Here is a 26,168-nt window from a genome sequence, read left to right as displayed (position 1 = left end):
GTTAGATTCTTTGTAGGGTTATTGCTCCAAAAGTATCGATTTTAGAAGTATGCAGCAAAATTCCAAACTCATCATCTTTATCAATTTCAAAAGTTCTGCAGACCATTCGTTTGTTGGCACCTTCGGGTAGAAGGTGATAAAAAAAAGGAAGTAAAGTTTCTGAATAGAATTCATCTTGACTTTTTGGCAATGTTAGGCTGATTGCTGGTTTTAACGGATTAGAAATCCAATCTCCATTGTATTTAAAATGAAAACTACCATTATCTTTTTATGTTAGAATTCCCGCAGAATCGCCTTTATATAAAACATTAGCTGCCCTCATTATTCAGTTTTTTTAATTTGAAATTTTATTTCCATGCCTAAAGCATCTCCAATTTTTTGTATTGTTTCAAGCGTGGGATTTCCTTCCACTTTCGAATTGTTTGACTGTTCTCAACCCTACGCCGGAAACTTCTGATAATGTTTCCTGCGTAACATCCAAAATTCGCCTGCGTTCTTTAATTTGTTCAACTAATGTCAGTGGTGCCATATAATGCACTTTTATACAGATATATGAAGAATTTTTTAGTATACTATGAAAATAGTGCTATTTAGTGCACTTTAAATTGTAAATATGAATACGTAAAATAATTTCAGTGCTAAAGTGTGTTTTTGAGCACTTTTGTTTTTGCTAATTTAGATCGTCAAATAAACGTGCTATTTAGTATAACAGAGGTTTAAAAGCATTAAAAGAAGGATCTGTTTGACATGATTACCTTCAACTACTTGGAATCAATGTGCACCTGCTTATAACACTAGGTTAAGGAGGGGGTTATAGATATTTTTGAGTTTATGTACAAGAAAAGTGATGAAATATTATCTAGTTTATTGAATGGATAAAGAACGAATCTAACAATAAACTTTTTTTTGTTTCACCTAATTTATTTGCTAAATTTGAAGTTACCAAAACGAATCAAAAATCTACATTTTTCAAGGTGAGTAATTAGGTGAGTAGCTTTTACAAAATCAATCTCAAGTCCTGTCTGTAAACGTATTTAAAGAGTTGATAGCGATCCTAGTTGGTTAATTGACAATTAAATTTGAGCTTGCAGTCAAAGGAATGGCAGATTACTATCGAAATGTTTTTCAAGTTGTCGAAGTAGGAAATCAAACTAAGTCTATTAGTTTAACTTAACGAAAACGGATTCGGGGTAATGATTTATATGACGATGATTGCAGCAATTATTTTATTGATCTAAAAAACGTATTTCAATGAAATTACGAGAGATGATAACCGATATTCTTATAGTGTTTTCCGGAGGTGATACATCTAACGTTTTCACAACATAAAAAATGGTCGAAATTTCTTCCGACCATGACTACAAGGAACTAACTTTTTATAAAAATTGCAAATCACAGTACTGTTTTAAAAAAAAACGTTAACGAAATATTTTTTTTAAATAGAACTTCAGCTTGCTTTGTCATTCAAGAGTTTAAAGAAATAAAAAAGAAAAATATTACGAATATTGATCTGTTTTTATAACTTCTTTAATAATAATAAAATTTAACATTATGTTCAAAAATTGTTAAATAAGAATTTTGGTTCAGCTCGAAAGGTCTTTTTACTTTTACAATTATTGTTTTTTACAATTATTTGAACAACAATCAATTAAGTAAAATTTATATTTATTATGAAGAAAATTATTTTTGGTTTAGTTATTTTAAGTGTTGTAGGAATGAATGCACAAACTAAAATTATTGCTCACAGAGGCTATTGGCAGACGAAAACTCTAACAACAGAAAACTCTTTACAATCTTTGAAAAATGCCCAGAAATTAAAAATTTATGGATCTGAATTCGATGTCAGAATGACGAAAGATGGATTTTTGGTCGTCAATCATGATGAGCATCATGGCAACATGATAATTGAGCAAACTGCTTTAAAAGAGTTGGCAAAAGTAAAACTTTCCAACGGAGAGGATTTTCCTCTGTTGAAAGATTATCTCAAACAAGGTAAAAAAGATTCTAAATTAAAATTAATTGTTGAAATAAAACCTGCTTCATCTATAGAATTAGAAAATGAGATTGTGGAGAAAACAATTAACATGATTAATAAAATAAAATTATCGGATCAAAGCGAATTTATTTCATTTAGTCTTAATATTTGTAAAGAGATTAAAAAAATAGAACCAAAATTTAAAGTTCAGTATTTAAATGGCGACCTGTCACCTGCAGAAATTGAAAATGCAGGCTTAGACGGGATTGATTATCATTATAGTATTTTCGAGAAAAACCCAACTTGGATAGCTGACGCAAAAGCGCTGCGATTAATTACAAATTCATGGACGGTGAACAATATCGAGATTTTTCAAAAACTGAAATTTCAGAATATAGATTTTGTTACTACTAACATTCCGGATCAACTTAAAAATCATTAGGACTTAAAGTCTTTGATGTTTATTACTTCTTTTTAACCTGTCTCACTAGACAGGTTTTTTGTTAAGATTATATTTCACAAAAAACGCACTCTACATTTTCGTTTTAATAACTTCCTTTCTCACATTAAAAATATGTTAACTACCTTTTAATACTGTTTTACAGATCACTATGAGTTATGTTAAAATTGAGTTAATATTATGTTTAAGAATTCTTAAGGAAATGTTAAGGTTCTGTTTAAATCATTCGGGGATAGTCTGTATAGTTTTGCATGAACAAAAAATAAAACATGCGTAAAGAGACTCATAAGATTTTAGTATTATCTGTTTTAGGTTTAGTCAATTTAAATTTGACCGCTCAGCAAACAGTAAAAAAAGATACTATCCAAGATATTGAAGGGGTTGTTGTAACAGCGCTGGGAATTAAACGACAGGACAAATCTCTTGGTTATGTTGCTGAAAAAGTAGATGGCGAATTATTTGAAAATACTCAGAATAATAACTGGGCGCAGGGTCTCGAAGGGAAAGTTGCCGGTTTGAAAATTCAGACAGCAGGAGCCGGACCTCTTAGTTCGTCCCGAATTACCCTGAGAGGTGAAAAATCTTTTAGTTTAAATGGTAACTACGCACTTATAGTTGTAGATGGAGTTCCACTCAGTAATTCTACTACCGGTACAGGAACAGCAGCTTACGGTGCAGGAACAGGCGGAGATGTGCCAATTGATTTGGGAAATGGACTTAACAGCATCAATCCAGATGATATAGAATCTGTTACTGTTTTGAAAGGCGCATCTGCAGCGGCGCTTTATGGTTCGAGAGCTGCAAATGGGGCATTAATGATCACTACAAAATCAGGAAAAGGAAAAGATGGCAAAATTCGCGTTTCCTTTAATTCCTCTTTAAGCTTTGATTCTGTATTGAAATGGCCAGATTATCAATACGAATATGGACAAGGAACACTGGCGAAAAACAGTGCCGGAGAATTTTTCTATTCTTATGGAGCTTCACCTGATGGTGTAAATACAGGATCGACAAGCAGTGCGTACGGCCCAAAATTTAATGGGCAGAGTTATTTTCAGTATGATCCTACCGTAGAGGGACAAAGTAAGGAAAGGCAGTTGTGGAGACCGTATGAAGATAATATAAAAGGTTTTTGGCAAGTCGGAACTACCAGTTCTAACACTGTTTCTATCGAAAGCTCAAATGAAAATACAAATTTCAGAACATCTCTTACGTATCTGGATAATGAATGGATGATGCCAAATACGGGCTTCAATCGTTTCAACTTTGCTTTTTCTGTTGATCATAAACTTAGTTCAAAATTAAGAGTGTCAACCAAATTTAATTACGCCGATACAAAGAGCGATAATCTGCCGGCAACAGGTTATAATAATCAATCTATTTCATATTTCATGATTTTTCAAAATCCAAATGTAGATTTAGCCTGGTACAAACCGATCTGGAAAAATGGAAAGGAAGATCTTGATCAAATACATCCATTCAGTAGTTTTATTGATAATCCATATCTCATTGCCTACAAGATGCTAAATGGCGTAGACAAAAAATTGATCACGGGGAATATTATGGCTAATTACCAATTCACGAAGGATTTTAATGTGATGCTGAGATCAGGAATTGAAATTTTGAATGAAGAAAGAACCACCAAAAGACCATACAGTTCTGCCAACTATTTAAAAGGATTTTATCGCGAGCAGTATATAAAAAATAATGAATTTAACAATGACATTTTATTTACCTATAAAAAAGATTTTAATAAAATAAACTTCAGCGCCAATGCTGGTGGAAGTATTCGTTATAATCAATATGTTATGAATGATTACCGCGCAGAAGGTTTGAAAGTAGCGGGAGATTACACCTTGAACAATGCAATTTCTCTTTTAACCAGAGTCCCACGACCGAATGATCAGCAGACCAATAGTGTATATGGATTGATAACTGCTAATTATGACAACAAAGTTTTTTTAGATGTGACTGGACGAAATGACTGGAGTAGCACCCTTTCGAAAGACAATCGCTCTTTCTTTTATCCATCAGCAAGTACAAGTTTTATACTTTCGGATATATTTAAACTATCCTCGTCGAAATTTAATTACTGGAAGCTTCGAGCTTCATGGGCGAAAGTAGGCGTGTCAGGACTTCCTTATCAGCTCGAAAAATACTACACACCAAGTGATTTTGTAGGATCGGTAATTAATCCTTCTATCTATGCAAACCCAAATCTAAAATCTGAAAAAAACACCAATATAGAAACAGGAATGGATTTTTCTTTTTTTAAGAACAGGCTTTCTTATAACTTTACATTATATCAGAATGACACTGAAAATCAAATCATACCTGTAACAACACCCATAGAATCAGGCTACACAAGTCGTATTATCAATGCAGGTAAAGCCCGGAATCGAGGTATAGAAATGAGTTTAAATGGTTTTCCTATAAAATCTAAAAACTTTAGTTGGAATGTAGGCGCAAACTGGTCATTAAACAGAAATGAAATTTTGTCTCTTCCTGAAGAATATGCTGGAGAGGATGGCTATACCATTTCTACAGTAGGAGGAGTGCTTTATTATAATGCAGTAGTTGGGGGTTCTTTGGGAGATCTTTATGGGTTTAAACTTCTAAGAAATGCAAACAGTGAAGTCATTTACGGAACAAACGGATTACCTGCAAGACCAGACAAAATTGAGAAAGTAGGAAATGCCTTCCCAAAATGGAGAGCAGGAATTCAAAATGATTTCAAAATAAAAAATATTACGGTAAGTTTTTCTTTCGACGGACAGTATGGCGGAATGGCCTATTCGCAGACACACCACAAAATGTCTGAACAGGGTAAATTAACAAAAACACTAGTCGGTAGAGACAATCCCACCGGAACCATAGTGGGGCAAGGTGTAGTACAAAATGCTGATGGTTCTTTCAGCCCAAATACTACTGCCGTTAGTATATCATCGTACTACGGAGATTACTACAGACGAGCCAATATAGAAACAAACACCTTCGACACCTCCTTTGTAAAATTGAGAGATGCAAGAATAGCCTACTCTTTTTCAACAAAGATCATAACTCCTTTAAAACTAACAGAACTTACACTTGCTGTTTTTGGTAAAAACCTTTGGATGTGGACAGATTTTCCATTATTTGATCCGGAAGTTGCCGCTCTAAATGATGCTACAATTACACCTGGAGCAGAGATTGGGCAATTACCATCCGCCAGAACTTTTGGTTTCCAGGTAAATTTAAAATTCTAAAATACTATGAAAAAAATACTTTTAAATACAGCTCTATTACTGTCCCTTGTAGCTTTTACTTCTTGCGACAGATCTTTTGAAGAAATTAATACAGACACGAGCAAAATTAAGAAGCCATCTGCGGGTAGTTTTTTGATACCTATACAATATGAAATGGCATCTTATGGCTACAACAGATCCGATGATTTTACTTTTGATATTATGCAGGTAGCATTGGATTTTCCTAGTGAAGGAAATACCGTCAGCAGATATTATTTAACAGAAAGCACCGGAAACGGTTACTGGAACACTTCATACAGATGGCTGAAACAAATTAAGGAACTCAATCAGGCTGCTGTAGCTGAAAATAATCCCAATTATATAGCGATTTCCAAGGTTCTAAATGCTTGGATTTATGCCAATTTAACAGATTCTTTCGGAGATGTTCCCATGTCTGAAGCTTTGGATTTGGAAGGAAATACGCTAAAGCCAAAATACGATTCTCAGAAAGATATTTATGTTTCTCTTTTAGACGATTTAAAAGCGGCCAACTCACTTTTTGATCCTACGAAAACACTGCCCGAAGGAGATTTATTTTATCAGGCAAACTCAAGTGTAGAAGGTATTGTAAAATGGAAAAAATTCTGTAATTCTCTTTCTCTCAGACTTCTTACCAGAATTTTGAGTAGGAATGGTGAAGTAAATGTACATGCCAGAATAACGGAAATAGTAAATGATCCAGCGGTATATCCTATATTTCAGAGTAATGCTGATGGTGCAGGAATCGATATTTCTGGAGTTGCGCCTTTGCTTCCGCCGGTTGCAAGACCTCAGGATTTTACTGCTTACAGAGCAAGTGGCGAATTTTTCACTCAAACTTTAGTTAATAATAATGATCCCCGGTTAAGCAAATTTTTCACCCAAGCTAAAAGTATTCCTGCAAATGCAAATATTGGCTACAAAGGTGCTCCATCTGGATATGCATTGGGAACTTCATTTAATTATCAACCCTCTAATCTTAATCAGAATTTAGCAAAAGCACCTTTAAGAATCTTAGTATTGCCTTACACAGAACTACAGTTTATACTTGCAGAACTTTCTTTGAAAGGGGTTATAGCCGGAAGTGCGAAAACGTATTATGAGAACGGTATAAAATCTGCCATAGAACAATGGGGAAGTGTAGTTCCTGCTAATTATTTTGCGAATACCAATGTTTCGTATGATGGAACTTTAGAACGCATTATGCTTCAAAAATATGTGGGATTATTTTTTGTTGATCAGCAGCAGTGGTACGAGCAGCGAAGAACCGGGTTCCCTGTTATGCCAAATAATGGCGGACTCTTAAATGAGGGGAAAATGCCACAGAGAATGCTGTATCCGAGCTCTACAAAAATTCAGAATTATGATAATTATGCAGCCGCATCGCAAAATATGGGTGGCGATAATATCAATACTAAAATGTGGTGGAACAAATAACATTTAAATTTATAAATAATGAATATTAAAATAATAGCAGCGTCCTTATTGATCTCGGCAACATCCTATGCTCAAACTTCGATTTCGGGATTTATTTATGAAGATGCCAACAATAATCAACTGAAAGAAAATCGCGAAAAAGGAATTGGAAATGTAGCCGTTTCCAACGGAGTCCAAGTGATGCTTACAGATAAAAACGGAAGATACAGTCTGCCAATTCAAGAAAACCAAACCATTTTTGTCATCAAGCCAAAAGGTTATCAGGTAGCCATGAATAATGAAAATCTACCAAAATATTATTACCAGTACAAGCCAAAAGGTTCTCCCGCAGATTTTAAATATAAAGGAACTTCACCTACCGGAGTTCTTCCTAAAGAAATCAATTTTGCACTGAAAAAAAATGCGGAGGAGAAAAATTTTGATATCCTCGTATTTGGAGATCCTCAACCAAGAACCGAAGTTGAGTTAGATTATTTCAAAAGAAGCATCGTTAATGAAGTGAAAAACACGAAGAATAAAGCAATCTTCGGAATCAGTCTGGGAGATTTGGTGTGGAATGAACTGGAGCTGCAAAAACCGTATAAAACAGTGATCAAAGAAATAGGGCTTCCCTGGTACAATGTCATGGGAAATCATGATATGAATTTTGACGCAAAAGAAGATCAGTTTTCGGATGAAACTTTTGAAGAAAATTTCGGCCCAGCCAATTATTCGTTCAACTACGGAAACGTTCATTTTATCATTCTTGATGATATTTTGTACCCCGATCCAAGAGGTGGAAAAAGTTATTGGGGCGGTTTTCGCGAAGACCAGCTGCAGTTTGTAGAAAATGATCTAAAATTAGTAGATAAAAATAAATTGGTTGTTGTTTCCATGCATATTCCTTTAGATCACAATAAGGAAGATAATTTTAGAAATTCAGACCGTCAGAAGCTTTTTAATTTTCTTTCGCCTTTTGCCAACGCGCTTATCCTTTCGGCACACACACATATTCAGCAGCAGATTTTCTACGGAAAAGGCGATGGTTGGAACGGTTCCAAAGATTTGCATGAATACAATGCAGGAACAACATGTGGAGATTGGTGGTCCGGTACCGCAGATGATAAAGGACTTCCTATTTCTACCATGAGAGACGGTACTGCAAAGGGATATTCTTTTATTAGTTTTAAAGATAATCAGTATCAGATTAAATATAAAACTGCCGGTGAACCTGATGATTATCAAATAAAACTTTACCTTCCCAAAGTAATCCCATTTCCCTCGAGAACATCGGCGAAAATAGTGGCTAATTTTTTTATGGGAAATAAAAAAGATAAAGTACAATACCGCATCGACGGAAAGGACTGGAAGGATATGAAATACACAGAAACTATTGATCCCAATTTTGCGCTTTCGGTTTTTAAATGGGATACTACCGAAAAACTTTTTGCAGGCAGAAGACCGTCCAATCCAGAATCATCCAAACATTTATGGATCGGAGATTTTGGCAGTCAACTTAGCTTAGGTAAACACAAGGTGGAGGTCAAAGCTATTGATATGTTCGGAAAACAGTTTGTTTCGTCGGAAGATTTTGAAGTTCAAGATGCGGTTGTAATTCCTTGAAATAGTATTTAAGATTTTATGTTGAAATTATTCAATATTTAATTTTTGCGAGGTACAAAATATACAAATAATAGAAATTTATTTTTGTTACACGACAATTTATTTTCTAAGTATCACAAAACAAAAAATTGTGCAATTAAATTAATTAAAAATAGTCGATGTGCAGGAGCCTGGATGGCAATAAAAATATTGCCGCAGCATATTATTTTAAGTTTTTGCAGATTGAAAACTAAGAGAAGTATGAACAAATGATTAGTAATAGATTAGATATTCTCAAGCAGAAATGTGCGCATTAATTAATATCCAATTTACTTCTTCAAATCACAACAAATTGAATTATCAGTACCCTTTGTTTTTGCAGTTAGGAATATTTACCAAAAGCTAAATCATTGGAAAAAAATTATCAAAAAGAATGGGGTATCGGCGGACTTGAAAACAAACTGTACAAAAAGCAAAAATTTTTGCTAGAAAGTGTACTGCCAAAAATTTTACGATCTTCACAAATACGCACAAATCTTTGGTAAAAACTTAAATGGGTATTTTTTATACTCGCTGTACTTGTTGCACAATCAAAAATACTTAAAATATTTTTGTAGATATTCAGAAATAAAACAATATAACCATTTAATAGTTAGCGTATTATTTGTAAATTAGTGCATGCAAGTAGAAGAATAATTACTCCGCAACTCTTCTACCATCAATTTTGGTTGAGATGGTTCCGTAAGATAATTTTTACCGACAAGTAAATGAAAATGTTTTTCTTTATAAAACTACTTCCTATCATTATGCCAAATGTGGGCAGTGGAGCGAAATAAGGTGTAATTATATCAGGAGTCTTAATTTTGCATCCTTTTCTATGTTATTGCCATGTTCAGGGTGCGTAATGATCTAAATTCTGTTGCTTTTACAGACGAGGGCTTAAATATTCATTTATCACATCGTCAAGCGATCTTTGAATAAACTCTTCTTCTTCCTGTACACTGAGAGCCAGTAGGGTAGCTTCTTTGGTATGGTTTAAGCTAATGGCCAAATGAGTAGCAACGCCATAAGAGGCGATCTTATAATGCGCCAACTTATGGGCGGTAAGAAGAAGCGCTATCTCCCAATCGCTCAGATCATGCAAACAACTTTTCAAATGATCTTGTGCGTGGTCAATTATTGCAATAACAAATATGCATTTTTTTGGTTCTAATGCGATATTTTGAAGGACAAATACCTTTTCGAGTCGCTTTTTTTGGTTCAAATTGAGACAGTAATGATTCCTTAGTAGGTTATCAATCGTTGGAGATCTGATTTTGCTTTGGATTTGAAGAAACAGGGCGTCAATGGCATCTTTCGCAAAATAAAGTTCTTTCAACGTCTCGTTAAAAATCACCTGTAAATTTGAGCTGGATGCTATACTTAAATTTGGCCCGTCAGAACGGCGAAGTGAAGTTGAACTTTCCATGATTACTTTTAACTATTTTAAACTTTTAGGGAGTTGCAATCATCATTTGTATTTAACATAATAACTAATAGTGTGCCGCTTTGAACTAAACATACAATAAATGGATGAACACATTGCTGCTTCGGTATATTAAGATGTTAGCACCTAGTTGATTTGATACTAATTGTTCCTAGCCCATGCTGCGAAAATGCACAAAAACTACTTAAAGATAAAAATGTAGACACTTTAGGAAATGAGGTATTGAAAACGTTCACAATATTTTTAGATATCGACTATGATATTCTACATATGAAACCGAATAAATTTTATAATGACAAATCAAATGACGAAAAGAAAAACGTCACATAATCGATTTTGCGTAATTGCGAGAAATGCGCAATACAGTATTATAATTTATGAAAACTAGGAAAGGACCAAAAAGATAATTGAGTAGAGGAATTCAAATTGCAGATGAAGGAATTGAAATGATTTATACAATAATTAAAAAGAAATAGTTTCTAATGAGTTAGCGAAATGTACTTACCTTTAAAATGAAATATTATGTAGACTTATAATTTCAAACAAAATCATTTAAATTAAATATTATTAAATCATATTTACTCTAATTTATTTGCTCTTTCAGCATTAATATTTTTTCTCAAAAAAGCATCGTTTCAGTTTTTAAAATTTACTATATAATGAAAGAGGCGAACATTATGAGTGAATGAATCAATCTTTCAGTAACTATTTATAAACCAAAAAAACCATATGCTTCTTTATTTCTTATACACGGTTCTGGTCAGGAGAAAAGAATGGTTAAGATGGCGCCGCTCTTATCAAAAAATGGTATCACTGTATTAACTTATGATAAAAGCGGCGTCGGGAAATCTGGCGGTGTCTATGTTGGTCCAGAAGTACGCATAGGAAGGAATATAATACTGCTGAATAATATTTGTGAAAGCAAATATATTATGTGTAAATATTTGAAAACAATCGAAAAAATTCTGATTATATGCAAGATATATTACATTTTTATAGGGTCTCGATCTTTAATACTATTTTTCTGCACCAATCATAATTTTGGGGTGATAAACTTTCAGATTCAAAGTTTAATAATGATTATCCAAAGATAGAGCTAAGTGCTTGCAACAGTAAGAATATAAATTGTAGAAATTCAGTTTTGTCTGGAGCATAAATCAAAGATATTTTCAAGAATCATTTACTGCGAAAATTTAGAGAGAGACGGGGAAAATGAAAAGTGTGCTTGCAAAAGTAGATTGAAATAGGGAATTTTACCATACAGAAATAGACTATAATAAAGAGAAAGATGTTTTCATAATATTTAGATTATTAGCACGAAAAAAATTATATTGGGAAGCTATAGAAATTTTGAGTTAATGAGTTTGTGCGAAGGAAAGGTGATGAAAATATTATCTTGTTTATTGAATGGATAAAGAACGAATCTAACAATAAACTTTTTTTTTGTTTAAACAAATTTATTTACTAAATTTGAAGTTACCAAAACGAATCAAAAATCTACATTTTTCAAGGTGAGTAATTAGGTGAGTAGGTGTTATAAAATCTATCTCAAATCCGGTCTGTAAACGTATTTAAAGAGTTGATAACGATCCCTAGTTCTCCGCTAGTAGCGGAACTAAAAAGCATCAAAAGCCTTTAAATAGTAGTATTTAAAGGCTTTTTTGTTTTTACTGATGTATCAAAATATATCATTATAATACAAATCATAGGTGAGTAGGTAGGTGAGTACCAAGAATTAAAAAATAGGTACGCACCGAATTTTAACATAAACAGCCTGTTCATCATTTATACAAGCTATTGAACATCTTGTAGGTTTAAAGGTTCAGATATACATTTATTAACATTTAAATCATTATCAATGCAAACTTACAGTTAGTGTTCTATCTGGTTTAGTAAGAAAGGACGATGATGACAAATTGAGGTAATAAAAAAAAGGGGTTGCGAAATGCTTTTTGAAGTAATTATTTCCTTAGGAAAATGGGATAAACCTTTAGACAAGTTTTGAGTAGCTTTTAAATATGAATATTTTTTTTGCAGAATATCTCAAGTCTTATAAAGCAGTGCTAATTAGACTTCTATTTTATACATATTTAGGACATTAAAAGAATTACTTATTGTTTAAAATAAAGTCACAGTCTGTATTCCCTTTTGAAAATAATAAACCTTTAAATGCTTTTGCAAACCGAATACCCAGTTCATCCGCTTTCGATGTTAGAATAAAACGACTTTCAAATTTCTCTTTATTTTCAACGGTCGTGGTTTCATCAATATTAATTATCGTGTTCTCTATACATTCTACCTCTTTTTTACACTGAAATTGATAATTAAAAGCAAAATTTTTATTCATTTTTTGTAACCGGAATACGCTGATTTTCGTCAGATCAATTTTGGTTTTGTTGGTAACATCGTAATTACCTTTATAATATACTTTGTAGATGAAGTAAAGATCATTTCCCTCAATATAAATTTTTTTATGATCTCTGGAATAAACAGAACCTTTTAGATCTTGGTCATAATTGGTGGCTATATAATCGTATTTATTCATGATTTGCTCAACCAATACTTCCTCATTATTTTTTATTTGAGCACTTATTAAGGCTAGCGAAAAAATGGAGATAATTATTAAAATTTTTTTCATGATCGGATTTTTTGATTTTCTTGGTGTGAGAGAGGATTATATCTTGTTTATCTTTTCTAGTCAAATTATAGTGGTGAAAAATTATTTAACAAATATTCGTCCCCACAACAAAATTGCATTATTTTAAGTTATTAAGCTCAAAAAAATTGTATTAACATCAGGAAGCATACTGTTAAATTTTTGTCGACTTTTTTAATTAAAAGTTATAGATGTAAATTTTTGCTTTTCCACCGAGTACCGGCATCAGAAGAAAAAGCCAGAGTTGCGAAAGTACCTTACCGCCAGAAAATATTGCAGGGCCAAAACTTCGCGAAGGATTTACCGAAACTCCAGTATTTTTTATTCCAACAATATGAATTAAAACAAGTGAAAATCCAATCGCTAATCCTGCAGATCCGCAATTATGTATAACAACTCTTTTTTCATCAGTGTCTTTGTTAACTATGCAGGTTTTTTCTGCGTTATTAGATCGTATATCTTTTTAACATCGAAAAAAGTCCGATAATGTATCTGTACTTCCGACATAAATAAAGCTTTAAAGAATTTGATTTATCCTTTTTATTCCGCTCAAAATAACTTATAAATTCCTGATCATTTTTATCAATCTTTTTTTATATTTCTGTGTGTTAGGATTAAACATATTACTATTTATAATGTTACATTCTGCCTTGCTCATCGGCTTCTTTAATCGCTTTCGTATTTTTTACAGACTGATTTCCGAAATTATATTTCAAGGTAATGGTAAAACTTCGTGTATCTCGGTAATCCAGAAAATAATTATTCTGATTGGCATATTTCGTACTTACTTTTTCATCCGTTGTTTTAAAAATATCATTTAAATAAAGACTTGCATCTAATTTTTTACTGAAGAATTTCCTGTTCATTATGACATAGGTGTTGCTTGAACCGGAAATATCGAAATTTCCCTGAATAGAGGGCGTATTAAATTTATTCCCAATTTCTAATTTCCAGTCGTTTGCTTTATTTAAAGTGAAACTTGTGGAAATGGTAGAGTCAAAATTCCAGACTTTATTTTTACGCAAAAGATCATCAACCCCAATAAAATAATTTTCGTTGTGTTCTAAACTTTCAGAAAAACTAGCCGTCCACCAAGGCTTCATTTGGAAATTTTTGTATATACTTATTCCGTAAGCTTGTCCTTTCTCAATATTGGTGTAATGGTAAATTAAGCTGTTGGTCGCCGGATCCTGGTAAGAGATTTCCATAGAAGGATTGATTTCTTTTCGGTAATACAAATCCACATTCCATTCTTTGAAAGTATAAGAAAAATCAATATTATGAATGATCGTTGCTTTCAGTTTTGGATCGCCTTGAAAATAAGAGAATAAGTTATAGTATGATTTTGCAGGATTCAACCAGGAATACGATGGGCGGTCGATCCGCTTTCCATAAGACAAAGAAAACTGATGGTTATTTTCTGTGCTATATTGAACATAAGCAGTCGGAAAAATTTTCCAGTACTTATTTTTATTTTCTTCAAAAGGCTCAGAAACAACACCTTCCAGATCGGTTTTTTCCAAACGCAAACCGCTTTTGAAACTCCATTTTTTTAAATTATAAGTGAGCGAGCTGTAGAGTGCAAAATTGTATTCCTTGTAATCAAAAATATTGCTTTTTTTAGGTCGTAGCTCCAGAATTCCGTTTTCATTATCAGAAAAATCAAGAATGCTGTTGGTCTTTACATAACTGTATTTCGAACCGGCTTCAGCTTCCCATTTCTCGTTTTTCCAGTTGTAATCCAGTTGCGTAGAATACAATTGAACATTGCTTTTATTGTTGCTTAAAAAGTTATTGGTTTTCGGATCTTCATTAATAAAATCTAAATAGGTGACTACATTTTGATATTTTTTTTGATTATTAGAGGCGAAGTAGTTCACCCAGGTCAAAGAACTTTTACCATTTAATTTTCGGTCCAATTGAAAACTTAAACTGTTATTGATACTTCGGGAATTGTGATCATTAATCGTTCTGTAATTGGATTCTTCTACATCCTGAGCATTAAAGATATGCGTCGGAACATCATAAGTTCCAAAACTTTTCGGGTTAAAAAATCCGGAATAATTCAAACTCGCATTCGTTAAACTGTCTATCTTATAATCCACATTAAAATTGATTGTATTTTGAGTGTTATTGGTGTCTTTTCTATCCAATTTACTGATCCACGTTGTTTTATCTTCCACATAATTTACGTAATCGGTTCCTTCGCGATAGTAATTTCCAAAACCGCGGTAATAACTTCCCATCAAAGAAATTTTTCCCTTTTTGTAATATTGTGATATTCCTGTTAAACCCTTTGCATATTGAGATTGTATGTATTTTGTAACCACTGTTCCGCGGTAACCTTCCAGATTATTTTTCTTCATCACGATATTCAAAACTGCACTTCCGGAGGCTTCATATTTTGCGGGCGGATTTGTAATGACTTCTACAGATTTAATGTCATTTCCCTGTGTGTTTTCCAGTAAATTTTTTAGTTCATCACCGGTCAACATTACTTTTTTGTCATTAATGGTGACTAGAATTGCCGAACTTCCTTTAATTTTGAAACCGTCGTTAGAAAAAACAACGCCTGGCGTTTTCTTTAAAATTTCCCACGCGTTTAAAATGGAAATATTGCTGTTTTCTACATTAAATTCCAGACGGTCAATTTTCCTTTTAATTAATGGTTTTTGCTTCGTCATTACCACTTCTTCAATTTCTGCAATGTCTTTATACAAAGTAATTTTTAAGTTTTGATCCGGTTTCGAAAGATCAATTTCTTGCTCAAATTTTTTATATTCGAGATCATTAATTACAAATTTCACCTGCGTCTCCGTAATTCCTTCCAAATTAAAATTCCCGTTTACATCAGTATTAAAAGTTTTAAGCAGATTATTTTTTTGGTCAAAAACCTCAATTTTTGTCTGCGGAATATTTTCGTTTTTATCGTTAATTACTTTTCCCGTAATTTTAAATTGTTGTGAAAAAGCCAGAACAGGAAGACACAAAGCCACGAGAATTTTTTTCATTTTGATGATTTTAATACTGTAAAAGTGCGCTTAAACTGTTAGAAACTCGGTTAACGAAAGGTTAATGAGAGGTTAACGTGTTTTTCACCTTCAATAAAATTTTATATTTGTCTGATGTTAAAAAACAATAAAAATCTAATCGTCTTATTTGCGACTTTGTTCCTTATTCTTTTGGGAATTCAGGGATATTTGCTGTACAAAACGTATCAGGTAAAAGAGCGCGAGATCAACAGATCTGTTATTGATCGTATGAAAGATTATACGGATGAGCTGGAAGATAAAAACAGACTGAAAAAAGTGACGAACGATGATGCTGTCCAAAATATTTTCGCACTTTACAGGGATAAAAGATTAAGTAAAAAACAGTTTCTGAACTACTTTGAAAAATCTAATAAATTATCTCAACTGGATTTCAGTCAATATATAGAACGTCAATTTAAAAAAGAAGGCTATGTAATTGCTGTAAAAATTCAATATTTATCCATTGTTTCTTTACCTGAAAAAGTAAATTTAATCGATCAACCCATCACAATTTTCGAGACAAAAAATAAAGTTTTAAAACCTGGAACAGTCAGCACAGGAAATTGGGAAACTTCTTCCGTAACGACAGATCAGGATGATAAAAACCTGAAGAAAGAAAATAACTTTAATGTAAAAAGCACCACTAGTTTTGAAATCTTGAACATTAAAGAAGTCGTTTTTAAGGAATTGATATTGCTTATTCTCTTGTGTGTTTCTATTTTGGGATCGGTTTTGTGGCTTTTTATACTAACCGTTAAGAATCTTATTAAACAGCAAAAACAGGTGGAAGTTCTGCACAACGTTGTAGATAATATTTCCCATGAATTTAAAACACCAATTGCCACTTTAAAAATTGCCGCAAAGGCTTTAAACAAAGATTGGAACAAAGAAAATTTACCCTTGGTAGAAAGACAGATTGCCCGTTTAGAAAATTTAATGAAGCAAATTCATGAAGATGAAAATGATGAATTCAAAAGCCACCCTATTTCTATCGAAGACTGGAATTATTTTTTAAAAGATCTGAAATTCATGCATCCAAATATTGACTTTAAATTTGAAAATAATATTGTAAAAACACTTTCCTTCTCAAAAACTGACATGGAAACGATGGTGAGAAATTTGTCTGAAAACAGCATAAAATATGGCGCTTCCAGAGTTTCAATTTTCATTGATTTAGCCGAGCAATTTTTAAAAATAGAAGTGCAGGACAATGGAAAAGGAATTGCGAAAAAAGAGCAGAAAAATATTTTTGAAAAATTTTACAGAATTCAGCATGACAATATTCACAATACAAAAGGTTTGGGATTGGGACTTTTTCTGATTAATAAGCTGGTTAAAAAATACAATGGAACCATCAATTTAAGAAGTGAAGTGAATAAAGGAAGCACTTTTACCATAAAACTGCCGTATGAAAACTAAAATACTTTTGGCGGAAGACGATTCTGATTTTGGAACGATTCTTAAACATTATTTAGAATTAAGTGATTTCGATATTTTTTGGTATCAGGATCCGGAAGAGATTGTTGCAAAAATTGAAGCAGATTTCCCTTTTGATATTGCAATTTTAGACATTATGATGCCGAAATTAGATGGTTTTTCTTTGGCTAAAATGATTTTAAAACAAAAGCCACATTTCCCAATTATATTCTTAACCGCAAAAAACCAGAAAATTGACCGAATTACAGGTTTGAAAATTGGTGCAGATGATTATATTGCCAAGCCTTGTGATCCTGAAGAATTGATCTTACGAATTCGAAATATTCTAAAACGGACCAATAATGGAGTGGTTCAAAGTGAAATTAAAATTGGCGACTATATTTTAAATGTGGATAAATTAGTACTCCATCATCGAAAGGGCGATGTGCGCCTGACTTTAAAGGAAAAGAATCTTTTGATTTATCTTTTAAAATTCAATAACCAAACGGTTAAAAGAGAGGAAATATTAGAGGAAATCTGGGAAACTAACGATTATTTTACGGGAAGAAGTATGGATGTTTTCATCAGTAGATTACGAAAAAATTTAGCGCATGATGACAGCATTAAAATAGAATCGATACGAGGTATTGGTTTTCACATCAGTATTCCCCCGGTAAAAGAAAAAGGATAACTTTAAGCCATGTAATCATTGCAATTCTCCAAGATATTATATTCACCCATTCACCACATCCCCAAATCCCCACATCGCCACATCATCACATCGCCACATCATCCCATCAGCAAATCATCCCATCATCCCATTATCCCATCATCCCATCACCCCATCACCAAATCACCAAATCACCACATCATCTTGATCAGATACATTCATAATAAAGCTCACTACACCGAAGTTCTGGAAAAGTGCAAAACGGTAAAACGCAGTCTCTGGATCGGGACGGCGGATATCAAGGATGCTTATGTAAAGGACGGACTTTCCGCAACGAAACCTTTTTTGGGTGTGCTGAATGATCTGCTGAAGGGCGGTGTTGAGATCCGTTTGCTTTATGCAAAAGATCCGGGCCCAAATTTTCGGGAGGATTTTGATAAATATCCTTTGCTTGCTAAACATCTGGAGCAGGCGCTTTGTCCGCGCGTTCATTTTAAAATTTTTGTTTTTGATTCCCGCGAAGTGTATATCGGTTCTGCCAATCTCACTGGTGCCGGAATGGGTATGAAAGGCGAACACAACCGCAACTTCGAAGCAGGAATTCTCACCGATGAATCAGAATCAACGGAAGCTGCCATTTCTCAGTTCGATGAAGTCTGGAACGGTTCCCAATGCACCAATTGCGGAAGGAAGAAATATTGCCCGCTGCCGATTTCGGAGTATTGAAGAAGGTTGGAAGCTGGAAGTTAGAACCATCTTGTTGGAGGTGGAAAGCTGGAAGTCTGAAGAATACGTGGGATTGTAAGAAGATGGAAATTCAAAGCGTGATGTTGGAGTTGAAAGTTGGAATTTTAAAGCATTATGTTAGATATAGAAAGATGAAAACAGGAAGCTTGAAATTGCATGTTTAAAATCGAGCTTTTAGTTTTATCAAAATATTTTTTTTTAAATTCACCCATCACCCATCACCCATCACCCATCACCCATCACCCATCACCCATCACCCATCACCCATCACCCATCACCCATCACCCATCACCCATCACCCATTCACCCATTCACCCATTCACCCATTCACCCATTCACCCATTCACCCAATCACTCAACCACTCAACCACTCAATTACTTCTTCACAAGCTCAATCGCTCACAAAATCACCCATGAAAATAAAAATCCTCCTTTTTCTCCTCATCTCCACTTTCGCTTTTTCCCAGACTGAAAAATTAGCAGATCATAAAATTGCAAACATCAACCATCTTCAAGCAGTTTTTAAAAGTAAGGATGTCAACGCGATTGCAGATCTATTTCAATATCCACTGCACCAGACTTATCCAATTCCGGATATTAAAAATGCTGCAGAATTTAAAAAACGGTACGCAGAAATTTTCGATGAAACTTTGCTTCGGAATATTATCACTTCCAAAGTAGAAGATTGGTCAGATGGCGGTTGGCGCGGAATCATGCTGGCCAACGGCACGGTCTGGATCAACAGTGAGGACGGAAAAATTATTGCCATTAATTATGAAAGTACCTTTGAAAAAAAATGGCTGGCAACTTTAATTCAAACGGAAAAAGACAGCGTTCATCCTTCTCTAAAAACTTTTCTCCGGCCCGAATACCGCATTGATACAAAAACCTATCACCTTCGCATCGATCAGCTTTCCAATGACGTTTATCGTTTTGCTTCCTGGAAACTGGGTGTGAAAGAATCTGTAGAACCCGATTTAATCTTGAAGAACGGCATTTTGGAATTTCAGGGAAGCGGCGGAAACCACACCATCGCTTTCACCAACGGCATTTACACTTACGAAATTTACCGCGGAATTATCGGGGAAATCGGACATTCTGAAATTACTTTAGAAGTGCGCAAAAATGGGAAGATGATTTTGCGGGAAGAGGGGAGTTTGGTGGAGTGAATTCCAACAATCATACTTTATTAAATTCGCATTATTAAAAATTCTTAAATTTTATTTAAAATGTTCATTTATTTTTATGTATTCCCCAATCATTTATTTTGTGATTCTAATTTTTTAATATCTTAGCAATGTTTACTCTTAAGAAACATATTTAATGGATAAAAAACTACTTACTGAAAGAGATATCTGCACAAAATTCATCAATCCAGCGATTCAAAACGCTGGATGGGATATGCATAAACAAGTTCGTGAAGAAGTATTTTTTACTGATGGACGAATAATTGTTCAAGGAAAATTATATACAAGAGGTAAAAGTAAAAAAGCAGATTACATTCTTTACTACAAACCGAATATCCCGATTGCAATTATAGAAGCAAAAAAGAATACTTTACCAGTAGGTTCGGGAATGCAGCAAGCTTTGGAATACTCTGAAATTTTGCAGATCCCATTTGTGTTTACTTCTAACGGCGACTCCTTTGTTTTTCATGATAAAACCAATTCTGGACAAAGTATTGAAACTGAAATTTCCTTGGATGAGTTTCCTTCGCCTGAAATATTATGGGCAAAATATTTAAAGTTTAAGAATCTCGAAGAACCAAAAGCAAAGGAAATTGTAGAGAAGGAATATTATGTAGATACGAGTGGAATGAAACCACGATACTATCAGCAAAATGCAGTTAACAGAACAATAGAAGCTATTGCTAAAGAACAGAATAGAATAATTTTGGTGATGGCAACTGGTACGGGAAAAACTTATACGGCATTTAATATTATTTGGCGTTTATGGAAAACTGGTCTTAAAAAACGGATTCTTTTTCTCGCAGATCGAAATGCTTTGCTGACACAGACTAAAAATGGTGACTTTTCTCCTTTTGGAAATGACATCATGCACATTATTAAAAACCGGAAAATAGACAAGTCTTATCAAATTTATTTTGCACTCTACCAAGGATTAACAAGTATTGACGAAGATAAAAATGCCTATAAAGAATTTAGCCGTGACTTTTTTGACTTAGTTGTAATCGATGAGTGTCATCGTGGAAGTGCCTCAGAAGCTTCTGCGTGGAGAGAAGTTCTTGAATATTTTTCGTCTGCAACGCAAGTTGGTTTAACTGCAACACCAAAGGAAACTAAAGATGTTTCTAATATGGAGTATTTCCGAAAACCTGTTTATACTTATTCTTTAAAACAAGGAATAGATGATGGTTTTTTAGCTCCTTACAAAGTGGTTAGAGTCACGACAAATGTTGATGAAGGATGGAGGCCAAGTAAAGGAATGCTTGATAAATTCGGTAATGAAATTAAGGATCGAATTTATAATTTAAAAGATTATGACAGAACTTTGGTCATTGATGGACGTACTGAAATTATTGCCAAGAAAATTACGGAGTATTTAAAAGCAACAGATCGATATGCGAAGACGATTGTTTTTTGTACTGATATTGATCACGCGAATAGAATGCGACAGGCTTTAATAAATGAAAACGCAGATCTAGTCGCAAAAAATTGGAACTACTGTGTTAAAATTACGGGTGATGATGATGTAGGAAAGCAAGAGTTAGATAATTTCACAGATGTTGAAGAACGATTTCCAGTCATTGCAACAACCTCAAAAATGCTGACTACCGGAATTGATACCAAGATGGTAAAATTCATTGTGTTGGAATCTAATATTCAATCGGTCACAGAATTTAAACAGATTATTGGACGCGGTACCCGAATTCGGGAAGCCGAAGGCAAAGTATATTTTACCATTTTAGATTTTAGAAAGGCAACGAACATTTTCGCAAGACCTGATTTCGATGGCGATCCTGTTCAAATTTATGAACCAGGTCCAGATGATCCGATTGTTCCGCCTGAAGAAGGTGATAAGCCAGATCCAACTGTAGAGCCAGTTGTTCCTCCTGATGATGTTAAAGATCCACCAGATATTACAATTACTGATCCTCCTGTAGAGGAAGTTAAAAAATATTACGTAAATGACATTCAGGTTTCCGTTGTTAACGAAAGAGTGCAGTACTACGGAAAGGATGGAAAGTTAATTACCGAATCTCTAAAAGACTACTCTAAAAAGAATTTGGAAAAAGAATTCAATTCATTAGATGATTTTATTCAAAAATGGACTCAATCTGAAAAGAAAGAAGAGTTAATAAGAGAATTAGCAGACCATGGCGTTTTGCTGGAAGAACTTCGGGAAGAAGTAGGTAAAGATTTAGATGATTTTGATTTAATTTGTCATATTGCTTTTGATCAGCCATCGTTAACTAGAAAGGAAAGAGCGGATAATGTTCGAAAGCGAAACTATTTTGGAAAGTATAGTGAAATGGCGCAACAAGTTCTCAATAGTCTGTTAGATAAATATGAGAAAGAAGGATTTTATTCAATCGAACAAGGATCAATTCTAAAAATAAAACCTTTAAATGAAATGGGATCACCGGTTGAATTAGTTAGAGCTTTTGGAAAAAATAAAGATTTTGAAAAAGCCATGAAAGAATTAGAAAACGAAATTTATAATATAGCTTAGTAGATTTGAAGCAGCAATTAAATTTAATAAGTGAATTTGGAGATTTTGTAGAAAATAAAATCAAAACAAATAGAGTAGAGCTTTATAATGAGGCCGGTTTTCAATTTGAATTTGGTTTATTCTTAAAATTAAAACATCCAGATATTTTAGTTGAGTTTGAGAGAAATATTTCATGTTTAGGTATTAATAAAAAAGAAGAAATATTTCATAAAAGCATTATAGATATACTAATTGATAAAAAAATATCTATAGAAATTAAATTTCCCACTAATGGTGCTTACCCGAAGAGAATTTATCAAGCGATTCAAGACGTTTGTTTTTTAGAAAAATTAAAAAAGAAAAAAAATATTGAAGGTTATGCGATATTTATAACTCCTTTACATTTATTTTTTGACGAGAAAAGCAAAAATTCTGGTATTTATACCTATTTCAGAAAAGAGAAGAAAATATACAAAGTTGATAAATGTGATATTAAAGCATTTATGAGTAAGGATTTTAAAGAGTTAGATATAGAAAATTGCTATCCATTTATACAAAATGAATTAATAAACTTTGAAAAAAAATATTATTATTATATTATTAAAATATGAGTAACATCACAACAAACATAAAAAGCATTCGCGACATCATGCGAAAAGACACAGGTGTAGATGGAGATGCACAACGCATCTCGCAAATGGTCTGGATGCTTTTCATGAAAATATTTTCAAACAAAGAAGAAGAATGGGAAATTACCATCGACAATTATGTTTCGCCCATACCTGAAAACTTAAAATGGCAAAACTGGGCTGCAGATGATGAAGGTTTAACAGGTGACCAACTTATGGCGTTCGTGAATAACGAATTATTTCCGGCACTTAAAGAATTGGATATTTCCATTAGTCCACAAACACATATTATCCGTTCTGTGTTTGATGACACTTACAATTACATGAAAAACGGAACATTGTTTCGGCAGGTAATTAATGTCATTGATAATATTGATTTTAACAGTACCACCGAACGTCATTTGTTTAATGACATCTACGAAACCATTTTAAAAGAACTGCAATCTGCAGGTTCGTCTGGGGAATATTATACGCCAAGAGCGGTTACCCAATTTATGGTGGATATGATAAATCCGCAATTGGGAGAAACGGTATTGGATCCTGCCTGTGGAACGGGTGGTTTTCTTACGTGTACCATCGATCATTTGCGAGATCAAATTAATAATCCGAAAGACAGAGATATCGTACAAAATTCTATTCGTGGGATTGAGAAAAAACCTTTACCTCATTTGCTTTGTACCACTAATCTAATGTTACATGGTTTTGATTTACCTGCAGTGAGTAGAGGTAATTTACTGAGCAAACCTTATTCAGATTGGGGAAGCAAAGACAAACTGGATATTATTTTAACCAATCCGCCTTTTGGTGGCGTGGAAGAAGATGGTACCGAAACCAACTTTCCAGCTAAGTTTAGAACCAAAGAAACCGCCGATTTATTCTTGGCGTTAATTATCAAACTGTTAAAAAATAATGGACGCTGTGCTGTGGTTTTACCCGATGGAACTTTATTTGGTGAAGGCGTAAAAACCCGCTTGAAAGAAGAACTTTTAGAGAAGTGCAATCTGCACACGATTGTGCGCTTACCCAATGGCGTTTTTAATCCTTACACCGGAATTAAAACCAACGTCTTATTTTTCGAAAAAGGAACTCCGACAGAAGATATTTGGTATTTCGAACATCCTTATCCAGAAGGTGTGAAAAGTTATAACAAAGGTAAACCGATTCACATTAAAGAATTTGATTTAGAAAAATCTTGGTGGAACAATCGGGAAGAGAACCAACATGCCTGGAAAGTTTCTGTAGAAGAAATTAAAAAGCGGAACTACAACTTAGATATTAAAAACCCACATCAAGCGGACGATACCTTGGCAAGCCCAGAAGTGATCTTAGAAAAATTTAATGTTGCCGAACAGAAAATTTCTTCTATACAAGATGAAATTATTAAAGTATTAACTGAAGCCCTACAATAAGATGCAGTTATTACAACATTTTAAAGACCTTACTCTTCATCCTAAAAATGCAAAAGAACTAAAAGGACTGATTTTACAATTGGCAATACAAGGAAACTTGACGGCAAACTGGCGAAAAGAAAATCCCGATGTAGAATCTGCTTCTGAATTATTAAAAAAAGTTGAAGAAGAAAAAGCGAAATTAATTAAGGAAAAGAAAATTAAAGAAGAGAAAACTTTATCAAAAATTTCTAAAGAAAATCTTCCATTTACTTTGCCAATTAATTGGCAGTGGACATACTTAATAGAATTGAGTTCTATAAATGGAGGTTTTGCATTTAAAAGTACAAATTATGTTGAAGATGGTGTCAGAGTTATACGTATTTCCGATTTCGATGAAAATGGATTTAAAAATCATAAAGTAGTTAGACATTTATTCTCAAATGATTTGACTTCTTACATTTTGGAAAATAAGAATATTTTAATCGCAATGACAGGTGGCACGGTCGGCAAAAGTTTATTTGTTGATGGAATTTCAGAAAAAATGGTTGTTAATCAAAGGGTTGCAACAATAAAAATTTTTAAAACAATTTATGCAAAATATATAAATTGTGTAATTCCTACTCCTTTAATACAGGATGTTATTAACGATGCGAAAAATTCAACGAATGATAATATTTCGATGGCAGATATCAAGGGATTCACCATTCCACTCCCACCTGTAGAAGAACAAAAAGAAATCGTCCGAGTAGTTGAAATACTTTTTAAAGAAGTAGAACAATTAGAACAATTGACAAAAGAGCGAATTGCTTTAAAAGAAAATTTTGTGACTTCGGCCTTGCGACAATTAACAAGTGTAACCACGGAAACGGAATGGAACTATTTACAAAATCATTTTAAATCTTTCTTCACCGAAAAAAGTGCTGTTAAAAAATTACGGGAAGCCGTTTTACAATTAGCCGTTCAAGGAAAACTCACAGTCGATTGGCGAAAAAATAATCCAGATACAGAACCTGCGACTGAACTTTTGAAACGAATTCAAAAAGAGAAAGCCCAGCTGATAAAGGAGAAAAAAATAAAAAAAGAAAGTCCGTTACCTCTAATTTCCAATGATGAGGTTCCTTATGAATTACCTGAGAGTTGGGTTTGGTGCAGGATGGGGAGTGTTTTAGAATCATTATCCGATTATCACGCAAATGGCTCTTATAAAAAATTGAAAGAGAAAACAGAATTATTAGATGATGAAAATTATGCAATAATGATTCGTACAACAAATTTCAGTGAGCGTAATAGAAGTACTTATAAATATATAACTGAGGATGCTTATAACTTCTTAGATAAATCAAAAGTTTTTCCAACAGATATTATAATGAACAAAATTGGAGATCCAGGTACTGTTTTTTGGGTAGATGATAGAGGTAAGCCAATGTCTTTGGCAATGAATCTCTTTTTATTAAGAGCAGTTAACTATGGTACTCTTAGCCGTATAGTTTATTTGTACTTAATTGGTAATGTTTCATATGTAAAATCATTTGCTGCGGGTACTTCAACTCAAACTATAACAAAGGATGCAGTTAAAAATTTAATATTTCCTCTTCCTACACTCGAAGAACAAAAAGCCATCGTAGAAAAAGTAAATGCTTTAATGCTTTTGTGTGATGAACTGGAGCAAGAAATAGAAGAAAGCAAAAACCTGAATGAGCAGTTGATGAAAAGTGTTTTAAGGGAGGTTTTTGTGGGAGAGAAGATTTAATTT

Annotated in this window: 17 protein-coding genes and 1 pseudogene; 12 read left to right on the top strand and 6 right to left on the bottom strand. The window is 33.4% G+C overall.

The window, feature by feature from the left end; genetic code table 11:
• Position 1: 1 nt before the first annotated feature.
• Positions 2-250: pseudogene (locus ACZ9HT_RS09075) on the bottom strand (HipA N-terminal domain-containing protein); the annotation flags it as partial.
• Between the two features lie 138 nt (positions 251-388).
• Positions 389-529, bottom strand: coding sequence for a helix-turn-helix domain-containing protein (locus ACZ9HT_RS09070; RefSeq protein ID WP_476040159.1), 141 nt, complete (start codon positions 527-529; stop codon positions 389-391).
• A 1,141-nt stretch (positions 530-1,670) separates the two neighbouring features.
• On the opposite strand from ACZ9HT_RS09070, the gene ACZ9HT_RS09065 reads away from it, so the two are divergent.
• From ACZ9HT_RS09065 to ACZ9HT_RS09050, 4 genes are all read left to right on the top strand, one after another.
• On the top strand, positions 1,671-2,417 hold the full coding sequence (locus ACZ9HT_RS09065) for a glycerophosphodiester phosphodiesterase family protein (protein ID WP_476040158.1): 747 nt from the start codon (positions 1,671-1,673) through the stop codon (positions 2,415-2,417).
• Positions 2,418-2,704: 287 nt separating this feature from the next.
• Entirely contained in the window at positions 2,705-5,680 is a 2,976-nt protein-coding gene (locus ACZ9HT_RS09060; RefSeq protein WP_476040157.1) for a SusC/RagA family TonB-linked outer membrane protein, read from the top strand.
• Between the two features lie 6 nt (positions 5,681-5,686).
• Positions 5,687-7,135, top strand: coding sequence for a SusD/RagB family nutrient-binding outer membrane lipoprotein (locus tag ACZ9HT_RS09055; RefSeq protein ID WP_476040156.1), 1,449 nt, complete (start codon positions 5,687-5,689; stop codon positions 7,133-7,135).
• 18 nt (positions 7,136-7,153) lie between these two features.
• A complete protein-coding gene (locus tag ACZ9HT_RS09050) occupies positions 7,154-8,737 on the top strand; it encodes a calcineurin-like phosphoesterase C-terminal domain-containing protein (protein ID WP_476040155.1) in 1,584 nt (527 codons plus the stop codon).
• A gap of 904 nt (positions 8,738-9,641) precedes the next feature.
• Here the strand turns inward: ACZ9HT_RS09050 and ACZ9HT_RS09045 are convergent.
• The 4 genes from ACZ9HT_RS09045 to ACZ9HT_RS09030 all read right to left on the bottom strand — a co-directional run bounded on the left by ACZ9HT_RS09045 (position 9,642) and on the right by ACZ9HT_RS09030 (position 15,869).
• Positions 9,642-10,184, bottom strand: coding sequence for a DUF892 family protein (locus tag ACZ9HT_RS09045; RefSeq protein ID WP_476040154.1), 543 nt, complete (start codon positions 10,182-10,184; stop codon positions 9,642-9,644).
• Positions 10,185-12,309: 2,125 nt separating this feature from the next.
• The gene (locus ACZ9HT_RS09040; protein WP_476040153.1) at positions 12,310-12,840 is read right to left on the bottom strand and encodes a hypothetical protein; all 531 of its coding nucleotides are present in this window, start codon (positions 12,838-12,840) and stop codon (positions 12,310-12,312) included.
• 196 nt (positions 12,841-13,036) lie between these two features.
• On the bottom strand, positions 13,037-13,285 hold the full coding sequence (locus tag ACZ9HT_RS09035; RefSeq protein ID WP_476040225.1) for an aquaporin: 249 nt from the start codon (positions 13,283-13,285) through the stop codon (positions 13,037-13,039).
• Between the two features lie 211 nt (positions 13,286-13,496).
• Positions 13,497-15,869 (bottom strand): outer membrane beta-barrel protein, encoded by a 2,373-nt coding sequence (locus ACZ9HT_RS09030; RefSeq protein WP_476040152.1) that lies wholly within the window; start codon positions 15,867-15,869, stop codon positions 13,497-13,499.
• A 114-nt stretch (positions 15,870-15,983) separates the two neighbouring features.
• Between ACZ9HT_RS09030 and ACZ9HT_RS09025 the strand changes: the two genes are divergently transcribed.
• The 8 genes from ACZ9HT_RS09025 (at position 15,984) to ACZ9HT_RS08990 (ending at position 26,165) form a co-directional block, all read left to right on the top strand.
• On the top strand, positions 15,984-17,309 hold the full coding sequence (locus ACZ9HT_RS09025; protein WP_476040151.1) for a sensor histidine kinase: 1,326 nt from the start codon (positions 15,984-15,986) through the stop codon (positions 17,307-17,309).
• The gene (locus ACZ9HT_RS09020) at positions 17,299-17,997 is read left to right on the top strand and encodes a response regulator transcription factor (RefSeq protein WP_476040150.1); all 699 of its coding nucleotides are present in this window, start codon (positions 17,299-17,301) and stop codon (positions 17,995-17,997) included. Before ACZ9HT_RS09025 ends, ACZ9HT_RS09020 begins: the two co-directional genes overlap by 11 nt.
• 18 nt (positions 17,998-18,015) lie before the next feature.
• Positions 18,016-18,702 (top strand): phospholipase D-like domain-containing protein, encoded by a 687-nt coding sequence (locus ACZ9HT_RS09015; protein WP_476040149.1) that lies wholly within the window; start codon positions 18,016-18,018, stop codon positions 18,700-18,702.
• A 434-nt stretch (positions 18,703-19,136) separates the two neighbouring features.
• Positions 19,137-19,892: a hypothetical protein gene (locus ACZ9HT_RS09010; RefSeq protein ID WP_476040148.1), complete on the top strand. Its 756-nt coding sequence runs from the start codon at positions 19,137-19,139 to the stop codon at positions 19,890-19,892.
• A gap of 154 nt (positions 19,893-20,046) precedes the next feature.
• Positions 20,047-22,416: an EcoAI/FtnUII family type I restriction enzme subunit R gene (hsdR, locus tag ACZ9HT_RS09005; RefSeq protein ID WP_476040147.1), complete on the top strand. Its 2,370-nt coding sequence runs from the start codon at positions 20,047-20,049 to the stop codon at positions 22,414-22,416.
• Positions 22,417-22,421: 5 nt separating this feature from the next.
• The gene (locus ACZ9HT_RS09000; protein ID WP_476040146.1) at positions 22,422-23,006 is read left to right on the top strand and encodes a hypothetical protein; all 585 of its coding nucleotides are present in this window, start codon (positions 22,422-22,424) and stop codon (positions 23,004-23,006) included.
• Positions 23,003-24,433, top strand: a complete 1,431-nt coding sequence (locus ACZ9HT_RS08995; protein WP_476040145.1) for a class I SAM-dependent DNA methyltransferase — start codon at positions 23,003-23,005, stop codon at positions 24,431-24,433. The genes ACZ9HT_RS09000 and ACZ9HT_RS08995 overlap by 4 nt, the downstream gene beginning before the upstream one ends.
• Position 24,434: 1 nt before the next feature.
• The gene (locus ACZ9HT_RS08990) at positions 24,435-26,165 is read left to right on the top strand and encodes a restriction endonuclease subunit S (RefSeq protein WP_476040144.1); all 1,731 of its coding nucleotides are present in this window, start codon (positions 24,435-24,437) and stop codon (positions 26,163-26,165) included.
• Positions 26,166-26,168: the final 3 nt, after the last annotated feature.

The organism is Chryseobacterium sp. UYP7 (assembly GCF_056279225.1).
The sequence above is the reverse complement of the archived record's forward strand: the minus strand, read 5'-3'. Positions and strand labels throughout refer to the sequence as shown.

What these genes read in the sequence shown, in the direction of transcription:
- ACZ9HT_RS09030 (WP_476040152.1), bottom strand. Translation starts at nt 15,869, where the DNA reads ATGAAAAAAATTCTCGTGGCTTTGTGTCTTCCTGTTCTGGCTTTTTCA.
- ACZ9HT_RS09070 (WP_476040159.1), bottom strand. Translation starts at nt 529, where the DNA reads ATGGCACCACTGACATTAGTTGAACAAATTAAAGAACGCAGGCGAATT.
- ACZ9HT_RS09020 (WP_476040150.1), top strand. Translation starts at nt 17,299, where the DNA reads ATGAAAACTAAAATACTTTTGGCGGAAGACGATTCTGATTTTGGAACG.
- ACZ9HT_RS09010 (WP_476040148.1), top strand. Translation starts at nt 19,137, where the DNA reads ATGAAAATAAAAATCCTCCTTTTTCTCCTCATCTCCACTTTCGCTTTT.
- ACZ9HT_RS09055 (WP_476040156.1), top strand. Translation starts at nt 5,687, where the DNA reads ATGAAAAAAATACTTTTAAATACAGCTCTATTACTGTCCCTTGTAGCT.
- ACZ9HT_RS08995 (WP_476040145.1), top strand. Translation starts at nt 23,003, where the DNA reads ATGAGTAACATCACAACAAACATAAAAAGCATTCGCGACATCATGCGA.
- ACZ9HT_RS09045 (WP_476040154.1), bottom strand. Translation starts at nt 10,184, where the DNA reads ATGGAAAGTTCAACTTCACTTCGCCGTTCTGACGGGCCAAATTTAAGT.
- hsdR (WP_476040147.1), top strand. Translation starts at nt 20,047, where the DNA reads ATGGATAAAAAACTACTTACTGAAAGAGATATCTGCACAAAATTCATC.
- ACZ9HT_RS09025 (WP_476040151.1), top strand. Translation starts at nt 15,984, where the DNA reads ATGTTAAAAAACAATAAAAATCTAATCGTCTTATTTGCGACTTTGTTC.
- ACZ9HT_RS09065 (WP_476040158.1), top strand. Translation starts at nt 1,671, where the DNA reads ATGAAGAAAATTATTTTTGGTTTAGTTATTTTAAGTGTTGTAGGAATG.
- ACZ9HT_RS09040 (WP_476040153.1), bottom strand. Translation starts at nt 12,840, where the DNA reads ATGAAAAAAATTTTAATAATTATCTCCATTTTTTCGCTAGCCTTAATA.
- ACZ9HT_RS09060 (WP_476040157.1), top strand. Translation starts at nt 2,705, where the DNA reads ATGCGTAAAGAGACTCATAAGATTTTAGTATTATCTGTTTTAGGTTTA.
- ACZ9HT_RS08990 (WP_476040144.1), top strand. Translation starts at nt 24,435, where the DNA reads ATGCAGTTATTACAACATTTTAAAGACCTTACTCTTCATCCTAAAAAT.
- ACZ9HT_RS09050 (WP_476040155.1), top strand. Translation starts at nt 7,154, where the DNA reads ATGAATATTAAAATAATAGCAGCGTCCTTATTGATCTCGGCAACATCC.